Raw genomic sequence first — 16,764 nt, forward strand, 5'->3', positions numbered from 1 at the left:
GCTTGGCGGCGCTGTTGAAAACCCGCCTCGCGCGGCCGTTTTGGAAACGGACACGCGAGGATAGGGGTATCGGGGGCGCGCGTCAAGCCCTATTGGCTTCTAGTTGCCTTCCAAGAAGCTTTTCAGCTTATCGGAGCGCGATGGGTGGCGCAGTTTGCGCAGCGCCTTCGCTTCGATCTGGCGGATGCGCTCGCGCGTCACGTCGAATTGCTTGCCCACTTCTTCCAGCGTGTGGTCGGTGGACATCTCGATGCCGAAACGCATGCGCAGCACTTTGGCTTCGCGTGGCGTCAGGGAATCGAGCACGTCCTTGACCACGCCACGCATGGACGCGTGCAGCGCTGCATCGGCCGGGGCCAGGGTGTTGTTGTCCTCGATGAAGTCGCCCAGGTGGGAATCGTCGTCGTCGCCGATCGGCGTTTCCATCGAGATCGGTTCCTTGGCGATTTTCATGATCTTGCGGATCTTGTCCTCGGGCATTTCCATCTTGATCGCCAGGGTGGCCGGATCGGGTTCCGCGCCCGTTTCTTGCAGTATCTGGCGGGAAATCCGGTTCATCTTGTTGATCGTCTCGATCATGTGCACGGGAATGCGGATCGTGCGCGCCTGGTCGGCGATCGAGCGGGTGATGGCCTGGCGGATCCACCAGGTCGCATACGTGGAAAACTTGTAGCCGCGGCGGTACTCGAACTTGTCGACCGCCTTCATCAGGCCGATATTGCCTTCCTGGATCAGGTCGAGGAATTGCAGGCCGCGGTTCGTGTATTTCTTGGCGATCGAAATGACCAGGCGCAAGTTGGCCTCCGTCATTTCGCGCTTGGCCTTGCGCGCCTTCATTTCACCGGCCGCCATCTGGCGGTTGATGTTGCGCAAGTCCGGCAGCGGCAGCACGACGCGCGCCTGCAGGTCGATCAGGCGCTGCTGCAGTTCCTTGACGGTCGGAATGTTGCGGCCCAGGATGGCGCTGTACGCGTGTCCTGCGTTGACTTCGCCATCGACCCAGTCGAGGTTGGTTTCATTGCCCGGGAAGACCTTGATGAAGTGGGCGCGCGGCATGCCGCAGCGGTTCACGGCCACGTCGAGAATCTGCTTCTCGATATGGCGTACTTCGTCGACCTGGCCGCGCAGGGTGTCGCACAGCTTTTCCACGACCTTGGCCGTGAAGCGGATGCCCAGCAACTCTTGCGAAATGGCTTCCTGCGCCTTGGCGTACGGTTTCGAGTTGTAGCCTTCTTTCTCGAAGGCGCGGCGCATCTTGTCGAATTGCTGAGAAATGACGGCAAATTTTTCCAGCGCCGTGCGTTTCAGGGTTTCCAGCTGCTCGGCCGAGAAACCGGCGGCGCCCGAAGCGCTCGCTTCTTCTTCCTCTTCTTCTTCCTCTTCTTCCGCTTCGCCCTCTTCCTCGTCTTCTTCGACGGGAGCGGCCACGACAGGGGCGGCGGCGACCGGTTCGTTCTCATCGACGAGGCCGTCGACGATTTCGTCGATCTTGATCTCTTCGTTGGCGATGCGGTCGGCGGCGGCGATGATTTCGGCGATCGTCACGGGGCAGGCGGAAATGGCCTGGATCATGTCTTTCAAGCCATCTTCGATGCGCTTGGCGATCTCGATCTCGCCTTCGCGCGTCAGCAGCTCGACCGAGCCCATTTCACGCATGTACATGCGCACGGGGTCGGTGGTACGGCCGAAATCGGAGTCGACGGTCGACAAGGCGGCCTCGGCCGCCGCTTCCGCCTCGTCGTCACTGGTGACGACGGCAACGTTATCGGACAGCAGCAACGTTTCCGCATCGGGCGCGTGCTCGTAGACGGCGATCCCCATGTCATTGAAGGTACCGATGATGCCTTCGATGGCTTCCGGATCGACGATGTTTTCGGGCAGGTGATCGTTGATTTCAGCATACGTCAGGAAACCGCGTTCCTTGCCGAACTTGATCAGGGTCTTGAGTTTCTGGCGCCGGCGCTCGAGCTCTTCCTCGCTCGCTTCCGTGTCGGACGAGAACGCGTCCTTCAGCAGCGCGCGCTCTTTCGCCTTGCGGTCCTTGGCCTTGGCCTTGTCGACGGCCTTCAGTTCGGCCCGCTCGACGGCGTTCAGGGCGGCGACTTCATCATTTTCTGGCTGGAATTCTTTGGGCTTGCGGCCGCGGCGGCCTGGCACTTTTACCGACGGCAAGACATAACCGGACGTATCGATGGCCGCCAGAGTGGCGGCGTCGGTGGTCTGGCTGACCACAGGCGGCGCGCTGGTCACGCGCGCTTCTGGCCGGTCGAGCGCCTTTTCGGCTTTCGTGGTAACTTTAGTGGGCTTTGCAGCCGCTTTGGATTCGGGTTTCTTGATTGGCACAGGCGCTTTCGATTACACAACGACTTGCTTTACGGTGGATTAGGATAAAGTTTGCTGCCAGTTCCCTGTCTACCTGCGGGAACCACCATCTTCGAACCTGCCGACTACGCAAATTCGACACTGTTACGTTACTTACACCTCATCGGCCACGATCCGCGGGAAGCGCAGCAATTCCTGTCCACCGGCTGTTGCCAGCCGCCTCGGCAAAAATTCCTGCATCGACCGCGTTGGGAGCGAGAGCCTGGCGCGGCTTGCCAGCGTCTGCGAGCCTTGCCCGCAACGCCGAAAGCGCCAGTTGGCCCTGGCTGCCGACACGATCCACCGCGCCGATCAAGAGCCTAACTTACTGAAAACAAATACTATTTACGAAACAGAACTAGCTTGCCAAAGCACACAATACTTAGCATTTAATTATAGCACGCGAAAAATGTTTTTCCAGTGCGCGCCATATCCCCAGAGCAAGGTTAGCGATTCACCAACTCGGCATCGCGTTCGCGTTCCAGCTCACCCTGTTCCTGCATGATTTCGCGGTAGCGTACACCAATTTTCTCCGATGGCAAACCCGACGCAAACAATTGCTGTAATTCCGCCTTCAAGGCATTCAATTTGATCTCGCGGATGGTGCTCACCAGCCACGACAATTCGCTGTCGTAATCGGATTCCGTGCCGGCCGCAATCTCGCCGATGATCTCGTCATACTCGCTGCCCAGCTCCTTCAACTGCTGCGCCAGCGCGGCAAAACTGCCATGCTCGCCCAGTGCCTGCCCCACGGCCACCAGCTGCCCCAGGCTGTGCGCCGCGTCCGGCCCCAGGTGCTGGAAGGCGGCCAGGGCCGCTTCATCAATGCGCAGGGTCAATGGCGGATGCGCCACCAGCATGCGCATGATCTTCAATTCCAGGCCCACAGGCACGGGACGGCCCGATTTCGGCGGCGCGCGGTGCGCCACGGCAACAGGTTTGGCCAGCTCGAACAGGGCTTCGATCTCGGCCGGCGTGGACTGCGTCAGCTGCGCCAGGCCCCGCACGATCTGCAGGCGCAGCGACGATGGCGCCATCAGCTGCAGCAGCGGCTTGGCGTCGAACTGCACGCGGGCGCGCCCTTCCGGTTCCGACAAATCATGCTCGCCCGATACTTCTTTCAGCAAGAACTGCGACAGCGGCATCGCTTCATGCACCTGCTGCTCGAAGCCTTCGGCGCCGAATGCGCGGATATAGCTGTCTGGATCGTGTTCCGCCGGCAGGAAAAGGAATTTGATTGTCTTGTTGTCCGACACGTGGGCCAGGCTCGCTTCCAGCGCACGGCGGGCGGCGCGGCGGCCAGCCTTGTCGCCGTCGAAGCTGAAAATCACGTTATCGGTCTGGCGCAGCAGTTTTTGCACGTGGGTGGGCGTGCACGCCGTGCCCAGGGTGGCCACCGCCTGCGGGAAACCCATCTGCGCCAGCGCCACCACATCCATATAGCCTTCTGTCACCAGCACGTAGCCGGCGTCGCGGATGGCCTGGCGCGCCTCGAACAGCCCATATAGTTCGAAACCCTTGGAAAACAAGGGGGTTTCCGGCGAATTCAGGTATTTCGGTTCGCCATGGTCGAGCACGCGGCCGCCAAAGGCGATGACCTGGCCCTTGGTATTGCGAATCGGAAACATGATGCGTTCGCGGAAACGGTCGTAGCGCTTGCGGTTGTTGCCCTCTTCATCGACCTTGTCGATCACGAGACCGGCCTCGGCCAGGGCTACCACGTCGTAGTCGGGGAAGACGGTACGCAGGTTGTCCCAGCCGCCGGGTGCGAAACCCATGCCGAAGCGAGCGGCCACTTCGCCCGTCAAGCCCCGGTTTTTGAGGTAGGCGATGGCTTCCGGCGCGTGGCGCAATTGCCCGCGGTAATAATCGCAGGCCTGCGTCATGGCGTCGGACAGGGCCAGGCTTTGTGCCTGGATCTGCGCGCGCTGGGCCGGCGGAATTTTATCGTCCGCTTCCGGCACGACCATGCCCACGTTTTGCGCCAGGTCCTTGACGGCATCGACAAAGCCCATGCCCGAGTATTCGATCAGGAAGCCGATCGAGGTGCCATGCGCGCCGCAGCCGAAGCAGTGATAGAACTGCTTGGTTGGGCTGACGGTAAAGCTGGGCGACTTTTCACTGTGGAACGGGCACAAGCCCATGAAATTGGCGCCACCTTTTTTCAGTTGCACATAGCGGCCCACGACATCGACGATATCGACGCGGTTGAGCAAATCGGAAATGAAGGATTGAGGTATCACTGGCGAGGGCGGGTCTTGTTATGGGTCAGACTATACTACCGCACGTGGCCGGAGGTTGAGCCAGGTCAACGTGTGGGCTGTTAAGGGGCTGCCGGCGCGACGGCTGGCAGCCCTTGCTACTATTGTTTGCTTACGCTGCCGGCGTCAAGGCTTTCTTGACCAGGGCGGAGACCACCGTCATGTCGGCGCGGCCAGCCAGCTTCGGCTTGACGATGGCCATGACCTTGCCCATGTCTTGCGGACCGGCGGCGCCCGAGGCGGCCACGGCGGCAGCCACTTCGGCCGCCACTTCTTCGTCCGACAGGCCGGCAGGCATGTAGCCGACCAGGTGCACCAGCTCGGCTTTTTCGATGTCGGCCAGGTCGGCGCGGCCGCCGGCTTCGAACTGGCTGATCGAATCCTTGCGCTGCTTGATCATCTTTTCCACGATGGCCGTCACGTGGGCATCCGTCAATTCGATGCGCTCGTCGACTTCCTTGCGCTTGATTTCCGCCAGCAACAGGCGAATCGTGCCCAGCTTGCCCGCTTCCTTGGCGCGCATGGCGTTTTTCATGTCTTCGGTAATTTGTTCTTTCAAGCTCATGGCAATCCTCGTTGGTCAGTGGGTGGGTGCTCGTGCGCACGGCTAAAGTCAGCAGGCCACAAAAGCGAAAACCCGCTGCGGCGAACCGGAGCGGGTATGCGACTCATCTGAAGTAGTACTCCAGGCGAATCAAAACAAAACCCGTGGCGAACAAGGCGCCGCACTACCCGGGTTGGTTCTGACTGAACAGTCTTAGAATAATTTTTTCGGCAGTTGTTGGCTGCGGATGCGTTTGTAATGACGCTTGACAGCAGCTGCCAGCTTGCGCTTGCGCTCAGCTGTTGGCTTTTCGTAGAATTCGCGAGCGCGCAATTCGGTCAGCAGACCCGTTTTTTCGATGGTGCGTTTGAAGCGACGCATTGCGACTTCGAACGGCTCGTTTTCTTTAAGGCGAATAGTGGTCATGTAAAATTCAAACCGTTGAGGTGGTGTATAGGAAGAGATAGATAGTAGCAGCTTTTATTCGGAAAGGGAAGCCCCTCCCCACTTGCGTGCGGCATGCAGCCTGAGGTCGCTGCCGGAATGTGGCGAGAATGTGGCGTAAACCCCACGCACCGGAGCCGGCGCACGGAGCGCCTGACCCCATCCTACAGACTTGCTTACTGCAAGGCAATACCTGCCGCCACGCCGGAAGACCAGGCCCACTGGAAGTTGTAGCCGCCCAGCCAGCCCGTCACGTCGACCGATTCACCGATGAAATACAGGCCCGGCACTTTATTGGCCATCATGGTCTGCTGCGACAGTTCGCGCGTGTCGATGCCGCCGCGCGTCACTTCCGCCTTGCGGTAGCCTTCGGAACCGTTCGGCACGATGGACCAGGCATTGATGGCCTGGCCCAGCTTGCGCAGCTGCGCGTCGGGCATGTCGGCGATGCGCGCGTCCGGCGCCAGGCCGTTCGCGGCCAGCAGGCAGTCCGCCAGGCGCTGCGGCAGCCATTGGGCGACGATATTGCCCAATTGCTTCTTCAGGGTGCCCTTGCCTTCGATCAGGGTCTGCGCCACGTCCACTTCCGGCAGCAGGTTGATGACGATGGGCTCGCCCGGCAGCCAGTAGCTGGAAATCTGCAAAATCGCCGGGCCCGACAGGCCGCGGTGCGTGAACAGCAAATCTTCGCGGAAACGCGCGCCCGTGGCCTTGCGGCCTTTCAGGCTGCCCGTCTCCACATCCACTTCCAGCGCGATGCCGGACAGTTCCGCGAACGGGGCCCAGCTGGCCGGGTCGAACGTCAGCGGCACCAGGGCCGGACGCGGCTCGACCATCGCCAGGCCGAACTGTTTGGCGATGCGGTAGGCAAAATCGGTGGCGCCGATCTTCGGAATCGACAGGCCGCCCGTGGCGATGACGATGCTGGCCGTCTCGATGTCGCCGCTGTCCGTCTGCAGCACGAAGCCGCCGTCGCCTTGCTGGGCAACATTGTCGATTTTGCACGGCATGCGCCAGTGCACGCCGCCAGCGGCGCACTCGTCCTTGAGCATGTCGATGATCTGCTCGGCCGATTCATTGCAGAATTGCTGGCCCTTGTGCTTTTCGTGATAGCCGATCCGGTATTTTTTCACCAGCGCGAGGAAATCCTGCGGCGTGTAGCGCGACAGCGCGCTCTTGCAGAAATGCGGATTTTCCGAGAGGAAATTTTGCGGGGTGGCGTTAATATTGGTGAAATTGCAACGACCACCACCCGAGATGCGGATCTTTTCGGCCAGCTTGGCCGCGTGATCGATCAACACCACGCGCTTGCCTTGCTGGGCGGCCACCGCCGCACACATCATGCCGGCCGCGCCCGCGCCGATCACTGCCACATCAAATTGTTTTGCCATAAGAATTCCGGTCACCGCTGATTACAAAGCCGCCATTGTAAACTGCGGCGGCGCGGCTAGCGCGGCCGTGCTGCAATCTGCCGCGACGCCATCAGGCATTGCGCCACCTGCTCGGCGATCGATGGCGGCACGGGCACCTCGCCGCGCAGCACGGCCGCGATCCAGGCCGCCGTGGTGGCCGCATCGCGCTCGGCCGGCAAATGCGGCAGTTCTTCCACCAGCAGTTGTTTTTCCACCAGCACCGTGCGCTCGGCGCCGTGGAACCAGTCGATCTGCTGCGCCTTGTTGGCGTTGGCCACCGTCTCGCCCTCCGTGCCGCGCATCAGGAAAGCGTCGCCGCGCGCGGGATCGCAGGCAGTCAGGAAATATTCGCCAAGCATTTCCAGATATTCCGGATGCGTGTACGACACCAGTCGCAGGGCGGGACCGGCGAACGGCTGCATGATTTTCACCAGAGTGTGCGTGGAATTGCGCACGCCCAGCACGCGCCGCAGCGACAGCAGATATGCCATGCGCGGCGCCAGCGCCTCGATGGGCAGGAAGGCCGCTTCACCGCGCGCCATGGCGGCCTCGGCTTGCGCATGGTCCGATGAAGCGGACACGCCCAGCGCGGCCAGCACTTCGGCCGTCGTGATCCGGCCCGGGTCGCTGCTCACGCCATGCACGAGCACGGGTGCGCCCGCGCGCGCCAGCAGCAGCGCCAGCAAGGCTGTCAAATTCGCCATCTTGCGCGCGCCGTTGTAGCTGGGAATGATGATCGGGGCGAACTCGCCGGCCGGCGCGGCCAGCGGGGCGAACGACGCCTCGGCAGCGTCGAGAAAGCCGGCGATCTCGTCCACGGATTCGCCCTTGATGCGCATCGATAACAAAATGCCGCCCAGTTCCAGGTCCGACACGCGGCCCTCGAGCATGGCGCGGTACAGGGCGCGGGCATCGTCACGCGTCATGCTGCGCGCGCCGTTCTTGCCGCGTCCTATTTCTTTGATGAAACGTGCAGCGGGAAATGGCTCACCGGCCACATCGGTATGGGGGATGGATACAGTCGTCATGGCGCCAGCTTACACGGATTTTTCCCCATGCAGCCGGGCTGGCCGACGGCTTGGGTGCCGATGCAACAGTCTTTCCGGCTATTTTTACATCGCCGCTGCATCCGAACGCGCTGCCGCTGCGTATAAGACTGCACGGGAGGACTCATCATGGAACACGCGAGCAAACAGGAAACTGCCTTCGTCGGCATCGAAACGAGCAAGCTGCTGCTGAAAGCCGTGCTGCGCTCGGGCGGCGACGTGCTGTGCAAGGTGCTGGAAAACGACCTGGCCGGCTACCGCTGGCTGCGCAGTTGGCTGCAGAGGAACGACGTGCCCGTCATGGGCTTGCGCACCTGCATGCGTCTCGACGCCCCGTACAGCGAGGCGCCCGCCCGCGCGCTGGCCGAGATGGGCATGCTGGTCTGCGACGCCCAGCCGGCGCAGTTGGACGATTATCTTCGCGGCCAGGGTTTGCCCGCGAACGCGGCGCACAGCGCCGTGGTGCTGGCCAATTACTGCGAGGAAAAACGCCCCGCATGCTGGACGCCGCCCTCGCCCGCCTACGTGGAACTGCGTTTGTGGCTGCGCCGCCTGCACGCCATCGAAGGCGTGCGCCAGCAGGACTCGGCGCGCCTCGATGCGCACCTGCGGGCTGGCCAGCATGCGCTGCACGCCCTGTTGCGCCAGCAAATCGCTTGCCTGGATGCGCAGATACGCCAGCATGAGACGGCCATCCTAGAGCATGTGCGGCGCCATCCCGGCCTGCCCCGGCCGCCCGAGCTGGCCGGCAACTACCAGCGCATCGCCCGCTACAGCGTTGGCGCCAGCCTGGCCGGCGGCCACTGAGCGCCGGCAGCAAGGGGCTGGCGGCGTGGCGGCCCTGCCATAAAAACAACTGAGCCATTCTCGTTTTGGGTCCATCCCCGCCGCCAGGCCGCATTTCCGCTACACTATTGCCTCTTAAAGAACGCAATCGCGAAAGCCGAGCCAGAATCATGAATACGCCAGACATCGAAAATATCAACGTCACCTCTTTCGCGCCCATGCCGACACCGGCCGAACTGCACGCCAAGCTGCCCCTGTCGGAAAGCGCCTTCGACACCGTCAGCCGCGGCCGCGAAGCGCTGCGCAGCATCATCGACCGCAAGGACCAGCGCCTGTTCGTCGTCGTCGGTCCGTGCTCGATTCACGACCCCGTCGCCGGCCTCGATTACGCGCGCCGCCTGAAAGCGCTGCAAGAGGAAGTCAAGGATACGATGCTGCTGGTGATGCGCGTGTATTTCGAAAAACCGCGTACCACCACGGGCTGGAAAGGCTATATCAACGACCCGTACATGGACGATTCGTTCAAGGTCAACGAAGGCATGGAAAAGGCGCGCCAGTTCCTGCTCGACGTGTGCGAACTGGGCCTGCCCACCGCCACCGAAGCGCTGGACCCCATCTCGCCGCAATACCTGGGCGATTTGATCGCCTGGACGGCCATCGGCGCGCGCACGACGGAATCGCAGACGCACCGCGAAATGTCGTCGGGCCTGTCGACACCGGTCGGCTTCAAGAACGGCACCGATGGCGACATCAGCATCGCCGTCAACGCGATTTTGTCGTCGGCGCATCCGCACTCCTTCCTGGGCATTAACGCCGAAGGCAACGTGGCCATCGTGCGCACGCGCGGCAACGCCTACGGCCACGTGGTGCTGCGCGGCGGCGACGGCCGTCCGAACTACGATTCGGTCTCGATCGCCATCGCCGAACAGGCGCTGGCCAAGGCCAAGCTGCCGGCCAACCTGGTGGTCGACTGCTCGCACGCGAACAGCTATAAAAAGCCGGAACTGCAGCCGCTGGTGATGGGCGACGTGGTCAACCAGATCCGCCAGGGCAACCGCTCGCTGGTGGGCGTGATGATCGAATCGAATATCGTTGGCGGTAACCAGAAGATCCCGCAAGACCTGTCGCAACTGACCTACGGCTGCTCTGTCACGGACGGCTGCATCGACTGGGACACGACGGCCACCATGCTGCGCGACGCGCATGCGCATTTGCTGAACCGCCCGGCGTAAAAAATTACGCCCAACGATGTTGCCGGATGACGGCATCAATGTGTAGGCCGGCGCAGGTCGGCGTAGGTCGGCTTAGCGCGCGGCGCGTAAGCCGACACCACCACGCGGCATATCACGCCATCTGCACATGCGGCAGCACGGCGAACGAACCGGCCAGCGCCTGCTCCGCCTTGCTGGCCGGGATATTGAGTTCATTGATGTCCAGGTAGATGCGCCCGTCGAGGATGCGCACGGCGTACAGGCGCGCCATGCCCTGCACGGGCGCCACCAGGCGGCCCGAATCGAGCTCGATGATCCAGCTGTTCTTCGGCCCCATCAGGTTTTTCTCCATCAGCACCCCATGCGCCAGCGGACCGCCCAGGCAGGGCACCGCGTCGAGCAACGCGTAGACCGTATCATCCAATGCCCGAAACAGCGCCACGCCGGGCAAGTCCTGCCAGGCCAGCCCCCGCTGCACCATGCGCGCGCCCGCCAGCGGCATGTCCTTCAGGCGGCAAATCATTTTCCATTGTTCCGACATTGCTAGCTCCCGTGAGAAAGGCACACGCCTGTCTAAGCAAGAGCGGTGCCAATGCCTGCATAGGCGCAAAACAGCCGGAATCCTGGGCAAAACCGGCCCGCGCCGCACTGCGCAAGTGCACACTGCCGCCGAAATGGTGCGCCGGCCGCACGGTGAACCGCCCGGCTTTCCTTTACAATGGCGGATTACTCCTCCCTATTCAGTACCTTCATGATTGTTCTTGGCGTCGAATCCTCCTGTGACGAAACCGGCCTGGCCTTGTACGACACGCAACGCGGCCTGCTGTCGCACGCCCTCTATTCGCAAGTCGCCATGCACGAGCAATATGGCGGCGTAGTGCCGGAACTGGCGTCGCGCGACCATATCCGCCGCGCCATCCCGCTGCTGGAAGAAACGCTGGCGAAATCCGGCGTGAGCCTGCCCGACATCGACGCCATCGCCTACACGCAAGGCCCGGGCCTGGCCGGCGCGCTGCTGGTCGGTTCTTCCGTGGCCTGCAGCCTGGGCCTGGCCATCAACAAGCCGGTGCTGGGCATCCACCACCTGGAAGGTCACCTGCTGTCGCCGCTGCTGGCGTCCGAGCCGCCGGAATTCCCCTTCATCGCGCTGCTGGTGTCGGGCGGCCACACGCAGCTGATGCGCGTCGATGGTGTGGGCCAGTACACGATGCTGGGCGAAACCCTCGACGATGCGGCCGGCGAAGCGTTCGACAAGTCGGCCAAGCTGCTGGGCCTCGGCTACCCGGGCGGCCCCGCCATTTCGCGCCTGGCCGAATTCGGCGACCCGCTGGCGTATAAACTGCCGCGTCCCATGCTGCACTCGAAGGATTTCAACTTCAGCTTTTCCGGCTTGAAGACGGCCGTGCTGACGGTGGTGAAAAACCATGAAGAAAAAGTCATCGCCAATATCTGCGAGCAGGACAAGGCGAACATCGCGCGCGGCTTCGTCGACGCCATCGTCGACGTGCTGACGGCCAAATGCGTGTCGGCCCTCAAGCACACGGGCTTGAAGCGCCTGGTGATCGCCGGCGGCGTGGGCGCCAACGCGCAGCTGCGCGCCTCGCTCAATGCGGCCGCCGCCAAGAAGCGTTTTAAAGTGTATTACCCGGAGCTGGAATTCTGCACCGACAACGGCGCCATGATCGCCTTTGCCGGCGCCATGCGCCTGCAGATCAACCCCGACGCCGCCAAGCACGATTACTCGTTCAACGTGCGCCCGCGCTGGCCGCTGGACGAGATCCGCGAAGTCTGATCACGCCAGCAGGAAGTTGCGCGCGCCCGCCAGGGCCGCGCCCTCTTCCACCGTTTCATCCTTCAATTCCACGCCCGACAGCTGCCGGCTGAACGCCTGCGACAGCAGGTAGTGCAGCCGGTACGCGGCCGGCGCATACGCCAGCCCCTCCGGGCGCACGTTCGAGATGCAGTTGCGGCGCTCGTCCAGCAGCCCCACCTTGGGCGCCCACGTCAGGTACAGGCCCAGGCTGTCCGGGGAACTCAAGCCCGGCCGCTCGCCGATCAGCACCAGCACGGCCCGCGCTTTTATCAATTCCCCCACCTCATCGCCGACAGCCACCCGCCCCTGCGCCACGATGTGCACGGGCGACAGCGTCCACGCTTCCAGCGCCAGCCGTGCGCGCAAAGCGGCCAGGAACGGCGCCGCGTGGCGCCGCACTGCCAGCGCCGACAGGCCGTCGGCCGCCACCAGCGCCAGGTCCACGCCCTTGGCGCCGCCATCCAGCCGCGCGCGCGAAGCGTCGTCGAGCCGGCGCCCCAGGTCGGGCCGCTGCAGGTAGATGGCACGCGTGGCGGCGGCGCTGTGCAGGGGCACGCAGTCTAGCCCCTGCGCGGCCAAGTCGCTTGCCAGGACTTCGTCATCGAGCGCCAGGTGCACGGCGTCGCGCGCCTGCGCGTGGGCCAGCTGGAACGCCAGCTGCGCGCGGGTCGGCACGCTCACGCCGCGGCGCCCCAGCGCGATGCGCGCCGCCGTATGCGCGCGCAGCGCCTGCCAAGGATCGGTTTCGCCCATGCTTCCTCCCTAGTTATCCAGGCGCAGCAGGGCCGCCTGGAAGGCCGGCGCGAGCACAGCGCTCAAGTCTCCCTGCGCATCCGTGATCCGCATGCGCGCCAGCCACGCTTCGAATTCGGGCGCAGGACGCAAACCCAGCACGCGGCGCGCATACAGCGCGTCGTGGAACGAGGTGCTCTGGTAGCCGAGCATGATGTCGTCCGCGCCCGGCACGCCCATGATGAAATTGCAGCCGGCCACGCCCAACATGGTCAGCAAGACATCCATGTCGTCCTGGTCCGCTTGCGCATGGTTGGTGTAGCACACGTCGCAGCCCATGGGCAGTCCCAATAGCTTGGCGCAGAAATGGTCTTCCAGCCCCGCGCGCATGATCTGCTTGCCGTCATACAGGTATTCGGGGCCGATGAAGCCGACCACGGAATTGACCAGCAGCGGCTGGAAGGCGCGCGCCACCGCATAGGCGCGCGCCTCGCACGTCTGCTGGTCCATGCCCTGGTGGGCGCCGGCCGAGAGGGCGCTGCCCTGCCCCGTCTCGAAATACATGACATTCTGGCCCACCGTGCCGCGCCCCAGCGACAGGGCCGCCGCCTGTCCCTCGGCCAGCAGGGCCAGGTCGATGCCAAAGGAACGGTTGGCCGCCTGCGTGCCCGCCACCGACTGGAACACCAGGTCGACGGGCGCGCCGCGGCGGATCGCCTCGATCGTATTGGTGATGTGCGTCAGCACGCAGGACTGCGTGGGAATCGCGTATTGATCGATGACGGCGTCGAGCAGCTGCAGCAGCGCGACCACCTGCGCCACATTGTCGGTGGCCGGATTGATGCCGATCACGGCATCGCCGCTGCCCAGCAGCAGGCCATCGAGCATCGACGCCGCGATGCCGGTGGCGTCGTCCGTCGGATGATTCGGCTGCAAGCGCGTGGACAGGCACCCTTCCAGGCCCAGGGTATCGCGGAAAGCGGTGACGACCTTGCATTTGCGGGCCACCAGCACCATGTCTTGCAGGCGCATGATTTTCGAGACGGCGGCCGCCATTTCCGGCGTGATGCCGGCGGCGACGCGTGTCAGTGTCGGCGTGTCCGTCGCGTCATCGAGCAGCCAGTCGCGGAAGTCCCCCACGCACAGGTGGGCGATGGGGGAAAACGCGGCGCGCTCATGGCCATCGATGATCAGGCGCGTGACTTCATCGTCTTCGTACGGCACCAGCGCCTCGTTGAGGAACAGCGCCAGCGGCACCTCGGCCAGCGCCAGCTGCGCCGCCACGCGTTCGCGCGCGCTCGATGCCGCCACACCGGCCAGCACATCGCCAGAACGCAGCGGCGTGGCCTTGGCCAACAGCTCCTTCAGGCTGGCGAACTGGTAAACATGGCTGTCTATCGTATGGCTGAAGCGGGACATGGTTCGGTTCCTCCCATGCCCCATTCTACGCCAGGCTACAGGCTGCGCAGCGCGCCTTCCAGCTGCGGGTAGCGGAAGGCAAAACCGTCGCCCAGCAGGCGGCGCGGCGCCACGCGCTGGCCTTCCACAATCAGGTCGGCCTGCTCGCCCAGCAAGGCGCGCATGAGAAAGGCGGGCGTGGGCACGATGCTGGGGCGGTGCAGCACGGCGCCCGCCACCTGGGCGAAGCGGCGCTGCCCGATCGCTTCCGGCGCGCAGAAGTTATACGCGCCGCTCACCGCGCCCTGTTCGCTGCGGCGCGCCAGATGGGCGATGCCGCGGATGACGTCGCGCACGTGCACCCACGTGACCCACTGCTTGCCGCTGCCCAGCGGGCCGCCCGCGCCGAAGCGGATCGGCAGCAGCATCTGCGTCAGCGAACCCTGGTGGCCGAAGACGAGGCCGAAGCGCATGCAGCCCACCTGCACGCCATGTTGCTCCGCCTGGCGCGCGGCCGCCTCCCATTCCTGGCACAGCTGCGACATGAAAATGGCTTGCGGCGCACTCTCCTCCGTCAATTCCGTCGCGTCGCCCTGGGGCTGCACGCCGTAGTAGCCGATGGCGGACGCCGACAGCAGCACCCTCGGCTTGTGCCGCGCGCGGGCGATCCATGCCACCAGTTCCTGCGTCAGCGCCACGCGGCTGTGGCGCAGGGCCGCCTTGCGCGCATCCGTCCAGCGCTTGCCGAAGATGCGCGCGCCGGCCAGGTTGACCACCATGTCGATGCGCTGCGCATCCGGCAATTCATCGAACGACCCGATGCAGCGCACCTGACCGTCGAAGGTCCACGCGGCCTGCTTCGGCTGGCGCGTCAGCACCGTCACCGCATGGCCGTCGGCCAGCAAGGCGGCCACCAGCTGCTGGCCGATGAAACCCGTGGCGCCCGTCACCAGCACGGACTGCGGCGCGCTGGCAAACTGCAGATCCTCCGTCTCCTGTTTCTCTATCTCTTTGCGCCGGCCCAGCTGCCACACGGCATACGCGTCGCGCAAGCCGGACAGACCCACGCCCACGCCGCACAGGGCCAGGAAGACGCTGAGCCAGCCATATGGCTGCCATACGAGGGCCGTCGGCAAGGTCGCCCAGTGGCTGCTGTTGAGGGCCAGCAGGGCGATGAAGGCGCCCGCGTTAATCGCCAGCACCGTGTGCGTGACCCGCTCCGTGGCGGGCAAGAGGCGGGTCTGGTCTTCCACCACGAAGTCCCACAGGGTCAGCATGATTTCCACGCCAAACACGATGACGAGGACCCAGGCCCAGGCGCCGTGCCATTCCCACGCCGCCAGGCCGACGAACAGCAGGCTGTAGATCAGGGCGCGGATGGAATGGATGGTCAGTTCCAGGCGCGCCGAGGCCTTTTGCGGCAGCGCCTCGGTGATTTCATGATGATAAATGGTGTCGAAGGCGCCCAGGCAGCCTTGCGCCGCCATCAGTTGCAGGGCCAGCAGATGCGTATTCATGGTGTCTCCTTTTTCGGTGCGGCGGATTCGCGGAACACGCCCGCCTGCGTAAACGTGGTGCCGAACAGGGCATGGCGGATCTCGATGCGGATGTTGAACTGCTGCGGTGTCTCGTTGCGGTGGCACAGATAGGTTTTGCCTGGCGTGAGCACGCCGGGCAGCGGCAGGCGCCAGCCGAAAAGATCAAGGAAATAGCCGTCGCTGGTGAAGTGCAGATTGCCGTCTTCCACGTGCAGCAGCAGCTTCATGCCCAGGCCCATGCCCACGTATTCGAGCACTTCGCCCTTCGCGCTTTCCGCCATGTAGGAGGTGAAGCGGATCGGCGCGCGGCCATGCAGGCGGTAGGTGCGCTGCTTGAAAATGAACGGGCAGCCGGGGCGTGAATAGACTTCGATATCGACGGGAAAATCGTGATCGTCATGCGGGATCAAGGCGCCGTCGATGAAGGGGCGCGTGAGCCAGCCCAGCACTTTTCCAAGACGCGAACTGGTGAGTTCACTGAGCTCGCCCCGGTAATACAGGGGTTGGCCAGGCGCGGGGTTTTTCTCGAAGCGGCGGCGGATGTCCGGGTGCAGGGTGAGCCAGTCGGCTCCCATGACCTTCTTGAACAATTCTCCTTCAGACGGGCCGTTCATGGTTTTTTACCTGGCTTGCCCGGCTTGCCAGGCCCGTCTTCCGGGCTGAGGAACTTGGCCACCTTGCCGCCCATCGACAGCATGCGCTGCAGGGTCGCCGGCGGCAGGTTTTTATAATCGCTGTAGGTGGCACTGAGCATTTCCAGGAAGGCCAGCACTTCGCCCATGCGCGCCAGCGTCTCCGGCGGTATCGCCGCATCCTGTTCCCCTTCGATCGCGCATTCGCGCAGCACCGTCAAGGTGGGGTCGATCTCGCGCCGCTTGCGCTCTTCCATGATGACGCGGAAGATTTCCCACACATCCTGCAGGGCGACGAAATGGTCGCGCCGGTCCCCCATCACGTGCGTGATGCGCACCAGGCCCCAGCTTTGCAATTCCTTCAGGCTGTTGCTGACGTTCGAGCGGGCCACGTTCAGGCTGGCCGCGATGTCTTCCGCCGTCAGCGGTTCGTTGGCCAGGAACAGCAGCGCGTGGATCTGCGCCACCGTGCGGTTGACGCCCCAGCGGGTGCCCATCTCGCCCCAGTGCAGAATATATTTCTGCGTAGTCGGACTCAATTCCATGATGTTCTCTTATTTCTGTCGTTACAGAAATGTAAGATGGA

15 protein-coding genes are annotated in these 16,764 nt (G+C 63.7%); 3 read left to right on the forward strand and 12 right to left on the reverse strand.

What is annotated here, in order from left to right; genetic code table 11:
• Nucleotides 1-99: 99 nt before the first annotated feature.
• The 6 genes from rpoD to ybiB all read right to left on the reverse strand — a co-directional run bounded on the left by rpoD (nt 100) and on the right by ybiB (nt 8,050).
• Entirely contained in the window at nt 100-2,343 is a 2,244-nt protein-coding gene (gene rpoD / locus CBW66_RS02790; RefSeq protein ID WP_076567827.1) for an RNA polymerase sigma factor RpoD, read from the reverse strand.
• Nucleotides 2,344-2,807: 464 nt separating this feature from the next.
• Nucleotides 2,808-4,604 carry a DNA primase gene (dnaG, locus tag CBW66_RS02795; RefSeq protein ID WP_086138469.1) on the reverse strand — a complete coding sequence of 599 codons (1,797 nt, stop codon included), beginning with the start codon at nt 4,602-4,604 and terminating at the stop codon, nt 2,808-2,810.
• Nucleotides 4,605-4,734: 130 nt separating this feature from the next.
• A complete protein-coding gene (locus tag CBW66_RS02800) occupies nt 4,735-5,187 on the reverse strand; it encodes a GatB/YqeY domain-containing protein (RefSeq protein ID WP_086138470.1) in 453 nt (150 codons plus the stop codon).
• A gap of 192 nt (nt 5,188-5,379) precedes the next feature.
• A complete protein-coding gene (gene rpsU / locus CBW66_RS02805) occupies nt 5,380-5,592 on the reverse strand; it encodes a 30S ribosomal protein S21 (RefSeq protein WP_008451879.1) in 213 nt (70 codons plus the stop codon).
• A gap of 194 nt (nt 5,593-5,786) precedes the next feature.
• Nucleotides 5,787-7,001, reverse strand: a complete 1,215-nt coding sequence (locus CBW66_RS02810; RefSeq protein ID WP_086138471.1) for an NAD(P)/FAD-dependent oxidoreductase — start codon at nt 6,999-7,001, stop codon at nt 5,787-5,789.
• A gap of 56 nt (nt 7,002-7,057) precedes the next feature.
• Nucleotides 7,058-8,050 (reverse strand): DNA-binding protein YbiB, encoded by a 993-nt coding sequence (gene ybiB, locus CBW66_RS02815; protein ID WP_086138472.1) that lies wholly within the window; start codon nt 8,048-8,050, stop codon nt 7,058-7,060.
• A gap of 147 nt (nt 8,051-8,197) precedes the next feature.
• Here ybiB and CBW66_RS02820 point away from each other — a divergent pair, with 147 nt between their 5' ends.
• Together CBW66_RS02820 and CBW66_RS02825 are read left to right on the forward strand one after the other, a co-directional pair.
• Complete coding sequence (locus tag CBW66_RS02820; RefSeq protein WP_086138473.1) at nt 8,198-8,875, forward strand: hypothetical protein; 678 nt, start codon at nt 8,198-8,200, stop codon at nt 8,873-8,875.
• A 149-nt stretch (nt 8,876-9,024) separates the two neighbouring features.
• A complete protein-coding gene (locus CBW66_RS02825; RefSeq protein WP_086138474.1) occupies nt 9,025-10,086 on the forward strand; it encodes a 3-deoxy-7-phosphoheptulonate synthase in 1,062 nt (353 codons plus the stop codon).
• Nucleotides 10,087-10,198: 112 nt separating this feature from the next.
• On the opposite strand, the gene CBW66_RS02830 is transcribed toward CBW66_RS02825, so the two are convergent.
• The gene (locus tag CBW66_RS02830; RefSeq protein WP_086142928.1) at nt 10,199-10,606 is read right to left on the reverse strand and encodes a hypothetical protein; all 408 of its coding nucleotides are present in this window, start codon (nt 10,604-10,606) and stop codon (nt 10,199-10,201) included.
• A gap of 210 nt (nt 10,607-10,816) precedes the next feature.
• Here CBW66_RS02830 and tsaD point away from each other — a divergent pair, with 210 nt between their 5' ends.
• Nucleotides 10,817-11,857: a tRNA (adenosine(37)-N6)-threonylcarbamoyltransferase complex transferase subunit TsaD gene (tsaD, locus tag CBW66_RS02835; RefSeq protein ID WP_086138476.1), complete on the forward strand. Its 1,041-nt coding sequence runs from the start codon at nt 10,817-10,819 to the stop codon at nt 11,855-11,857.
• Here tsaD and eutC read toward each other — a convergent pair whose 3' ends face one another.
• The 5 genes from eutC to CBW66_RS02860 are packed head-to-tail and all read right to left on the reverse strand — an operon-like array spanning nt 11,858 to nt 16,723.
• Nucleotides 11,858-12,631, reverse strand: coding sequence for an ethanolamine ammonia-lyase subunit EutC (gene eutC / locus CBW66_RS02840; protein WP_086138477.1), 774 nt, complete (start codon nt 12,629-12,631; stop codon nt 11,858-11,860). It lies immediately after the preceding gene.
• A gap of 9 nt (nt 12,632-12,640) precedes the next feature.
• Nucleotides 12,641-14,029, reverse strand: coding sequence for an ethanolamine ammonia-lyase subunit EutB (locus CBW66_RS02845; RefSeq protein ID WP_086138478.1), 1,389 nt, complete (start codon nt 14,027-14,029; stop codon nt 12,641-12,643).
• Nucleotides 14,030-14,064: 35 nt separating this feature from the next.
• Nucleotides 14,065-15,525 (reverse strand): TIGR01777 family oxidoreductase, encoded by a 1,461-nt coding sequence (locus tag CBW66_RS02850; protein WP_086138479.1) that lies wholly within the window; start codon nt 15,523-15,525, stop codon nt 14,065-14,067.
• Nucleotides 15,522-16,160: a DUF4166 domain-containing protein gene (locus tag CBW66_RS02855; protein ID WP_086138480.1), complete on the reverse strand. Its 639-nt coding sequence runs from the start codon at nt 16,158-16,160 to the stop codon at nt 15,522-15,524. The genes CBW66_RS02850 and CBW66_RS02855 overlap by 4 nt, the downstream gene beginning before the upstream one ends.
• The gene (locus tag CBW66_RS02860) at nt 16,157-16,723 is read right to left on the reverse strand and encodes a GbsR/MarR family transcriptional regulator (protein WP_086138481.1); all 567 of its coding nucleotides are present in this window, start codon (nt 16,721-16,723) and stop codon (nt 16,157-16,159) included. The genes CBW66_RS02855 and CBW66_RS02860 overlap by 4 nt, the downstream gene beginning before the upstream one ends.
• Nucleotides 16,724-16,764 lie beyond the last annotated feature (41 nt).

The sequence above is a fragment of the Janthinobacterium sp. GW456P genome (assembly GCF_002127655.1).
Classification (GTDB): domain Bacteria; phylum Pseudomonadota; class Gammaproteobacteria; order Burkholderiales; family Burkholderiaceae_D; genus Janthinobacterium.

What these genes read in the sequence shown, in the direction of transcription:
- CBW66_RS02830 (WP_086142928.1), bottom strand. Translation starts at nt 10,606, where the DNA reads ATGTCGGAACAATGGAAAATGATTTGCCGCCTGAAGGACATGCCGCTG.
- CBW66_RS02860 (WP_086138481.1), bottom strand. Translation starts at nt 16,723, where the DNA reads ATGGAATTGAGTCCGACTACGCAGAAATATATTCTGCACTGGGGCGAG.
- CBW66_RS02800 (WP_086138470.1), bottom strand. Translation starts at nt 5,187, where the DNA reads ATGAGCTTGAAAGAACAAATTACCGAAGACATGAAAAACGCCATGCGC.
- eutC (WP_086138477.1), bottom strand. Translation starts at nt 12,631, where the DNA reads ATGGGCGAAACCGATCCTTGGCAGGCGCTGCGCGCGCATACGGCGGCG.
- CBW66_RS02810 (WP_086138471.1), bottom strand. Translation starts at nt 7,001, where the DNA reads ATGGCAAAACAATTTGATGTGGCAGTGATCGGCGCGGGCGCGGCCGGC.
- CBW66_RS02855 (WP_086138480.1), bottom strand. Translation starts at nt 16,160, where the DNA reads ATGAACGGCCCGTCTGAAGGAGAATTGTTCAAGAAGGTCATGGGAGCC.
- CBW66_RS02825 (WP_086138474.1), top strand. Translation starts at nt 9,025, where the DNA reads ATGAATACGCCAGACATCGAAAATATCAACGTCACCTCTTTCGCGCCC.
- tsaD (WP_086138476.1), top strand. Translation starts at nt 10,817, where the DNA reads ATGATTGTTCTTGGCGTCGAATCCTCCTGTGACGAAACCGGCCTGGCC.
- CBW66_RS02845 (WP_086138478.1), bottom strand. Translation starts at nt 14,029, where the DNA reads ATGTCCCGCTTCAGCCATACGATAGACAGCCATGTTTACCAGTTCGCC.
- CBW66_RS02850 (WP_086138479.1), bottom strand. Translation starts at nt 15,525, where the DNA reads ATGAATACGCATCTGCTGGCCCTGCAACTGATGGCGGCGCAAGGCTGC.
- rpsU (WP_008451879.1), bottom strand. Translation starts at nt 5,592, where the DNA reads ATGACCACTATTCGCCTTAAAGAAAACGAGCCGTTCGAAGTCGCAATG.
- ybiB (WP_086138472.1), bottom strand. Translation starts at nt 8,050, where the DNA reads ATGACGACTGTATCCATCCCCCATACCGATGTGGCCGGTGAGCCATTT.
- CBW66_RS02820 (WP_086138473.1), top strand. Translation starts at nt 8,198, where the DNA reads ATGGAACACGCGAGCAAACAGGAAACTGCCTTCGTCGGCATCGAAACG.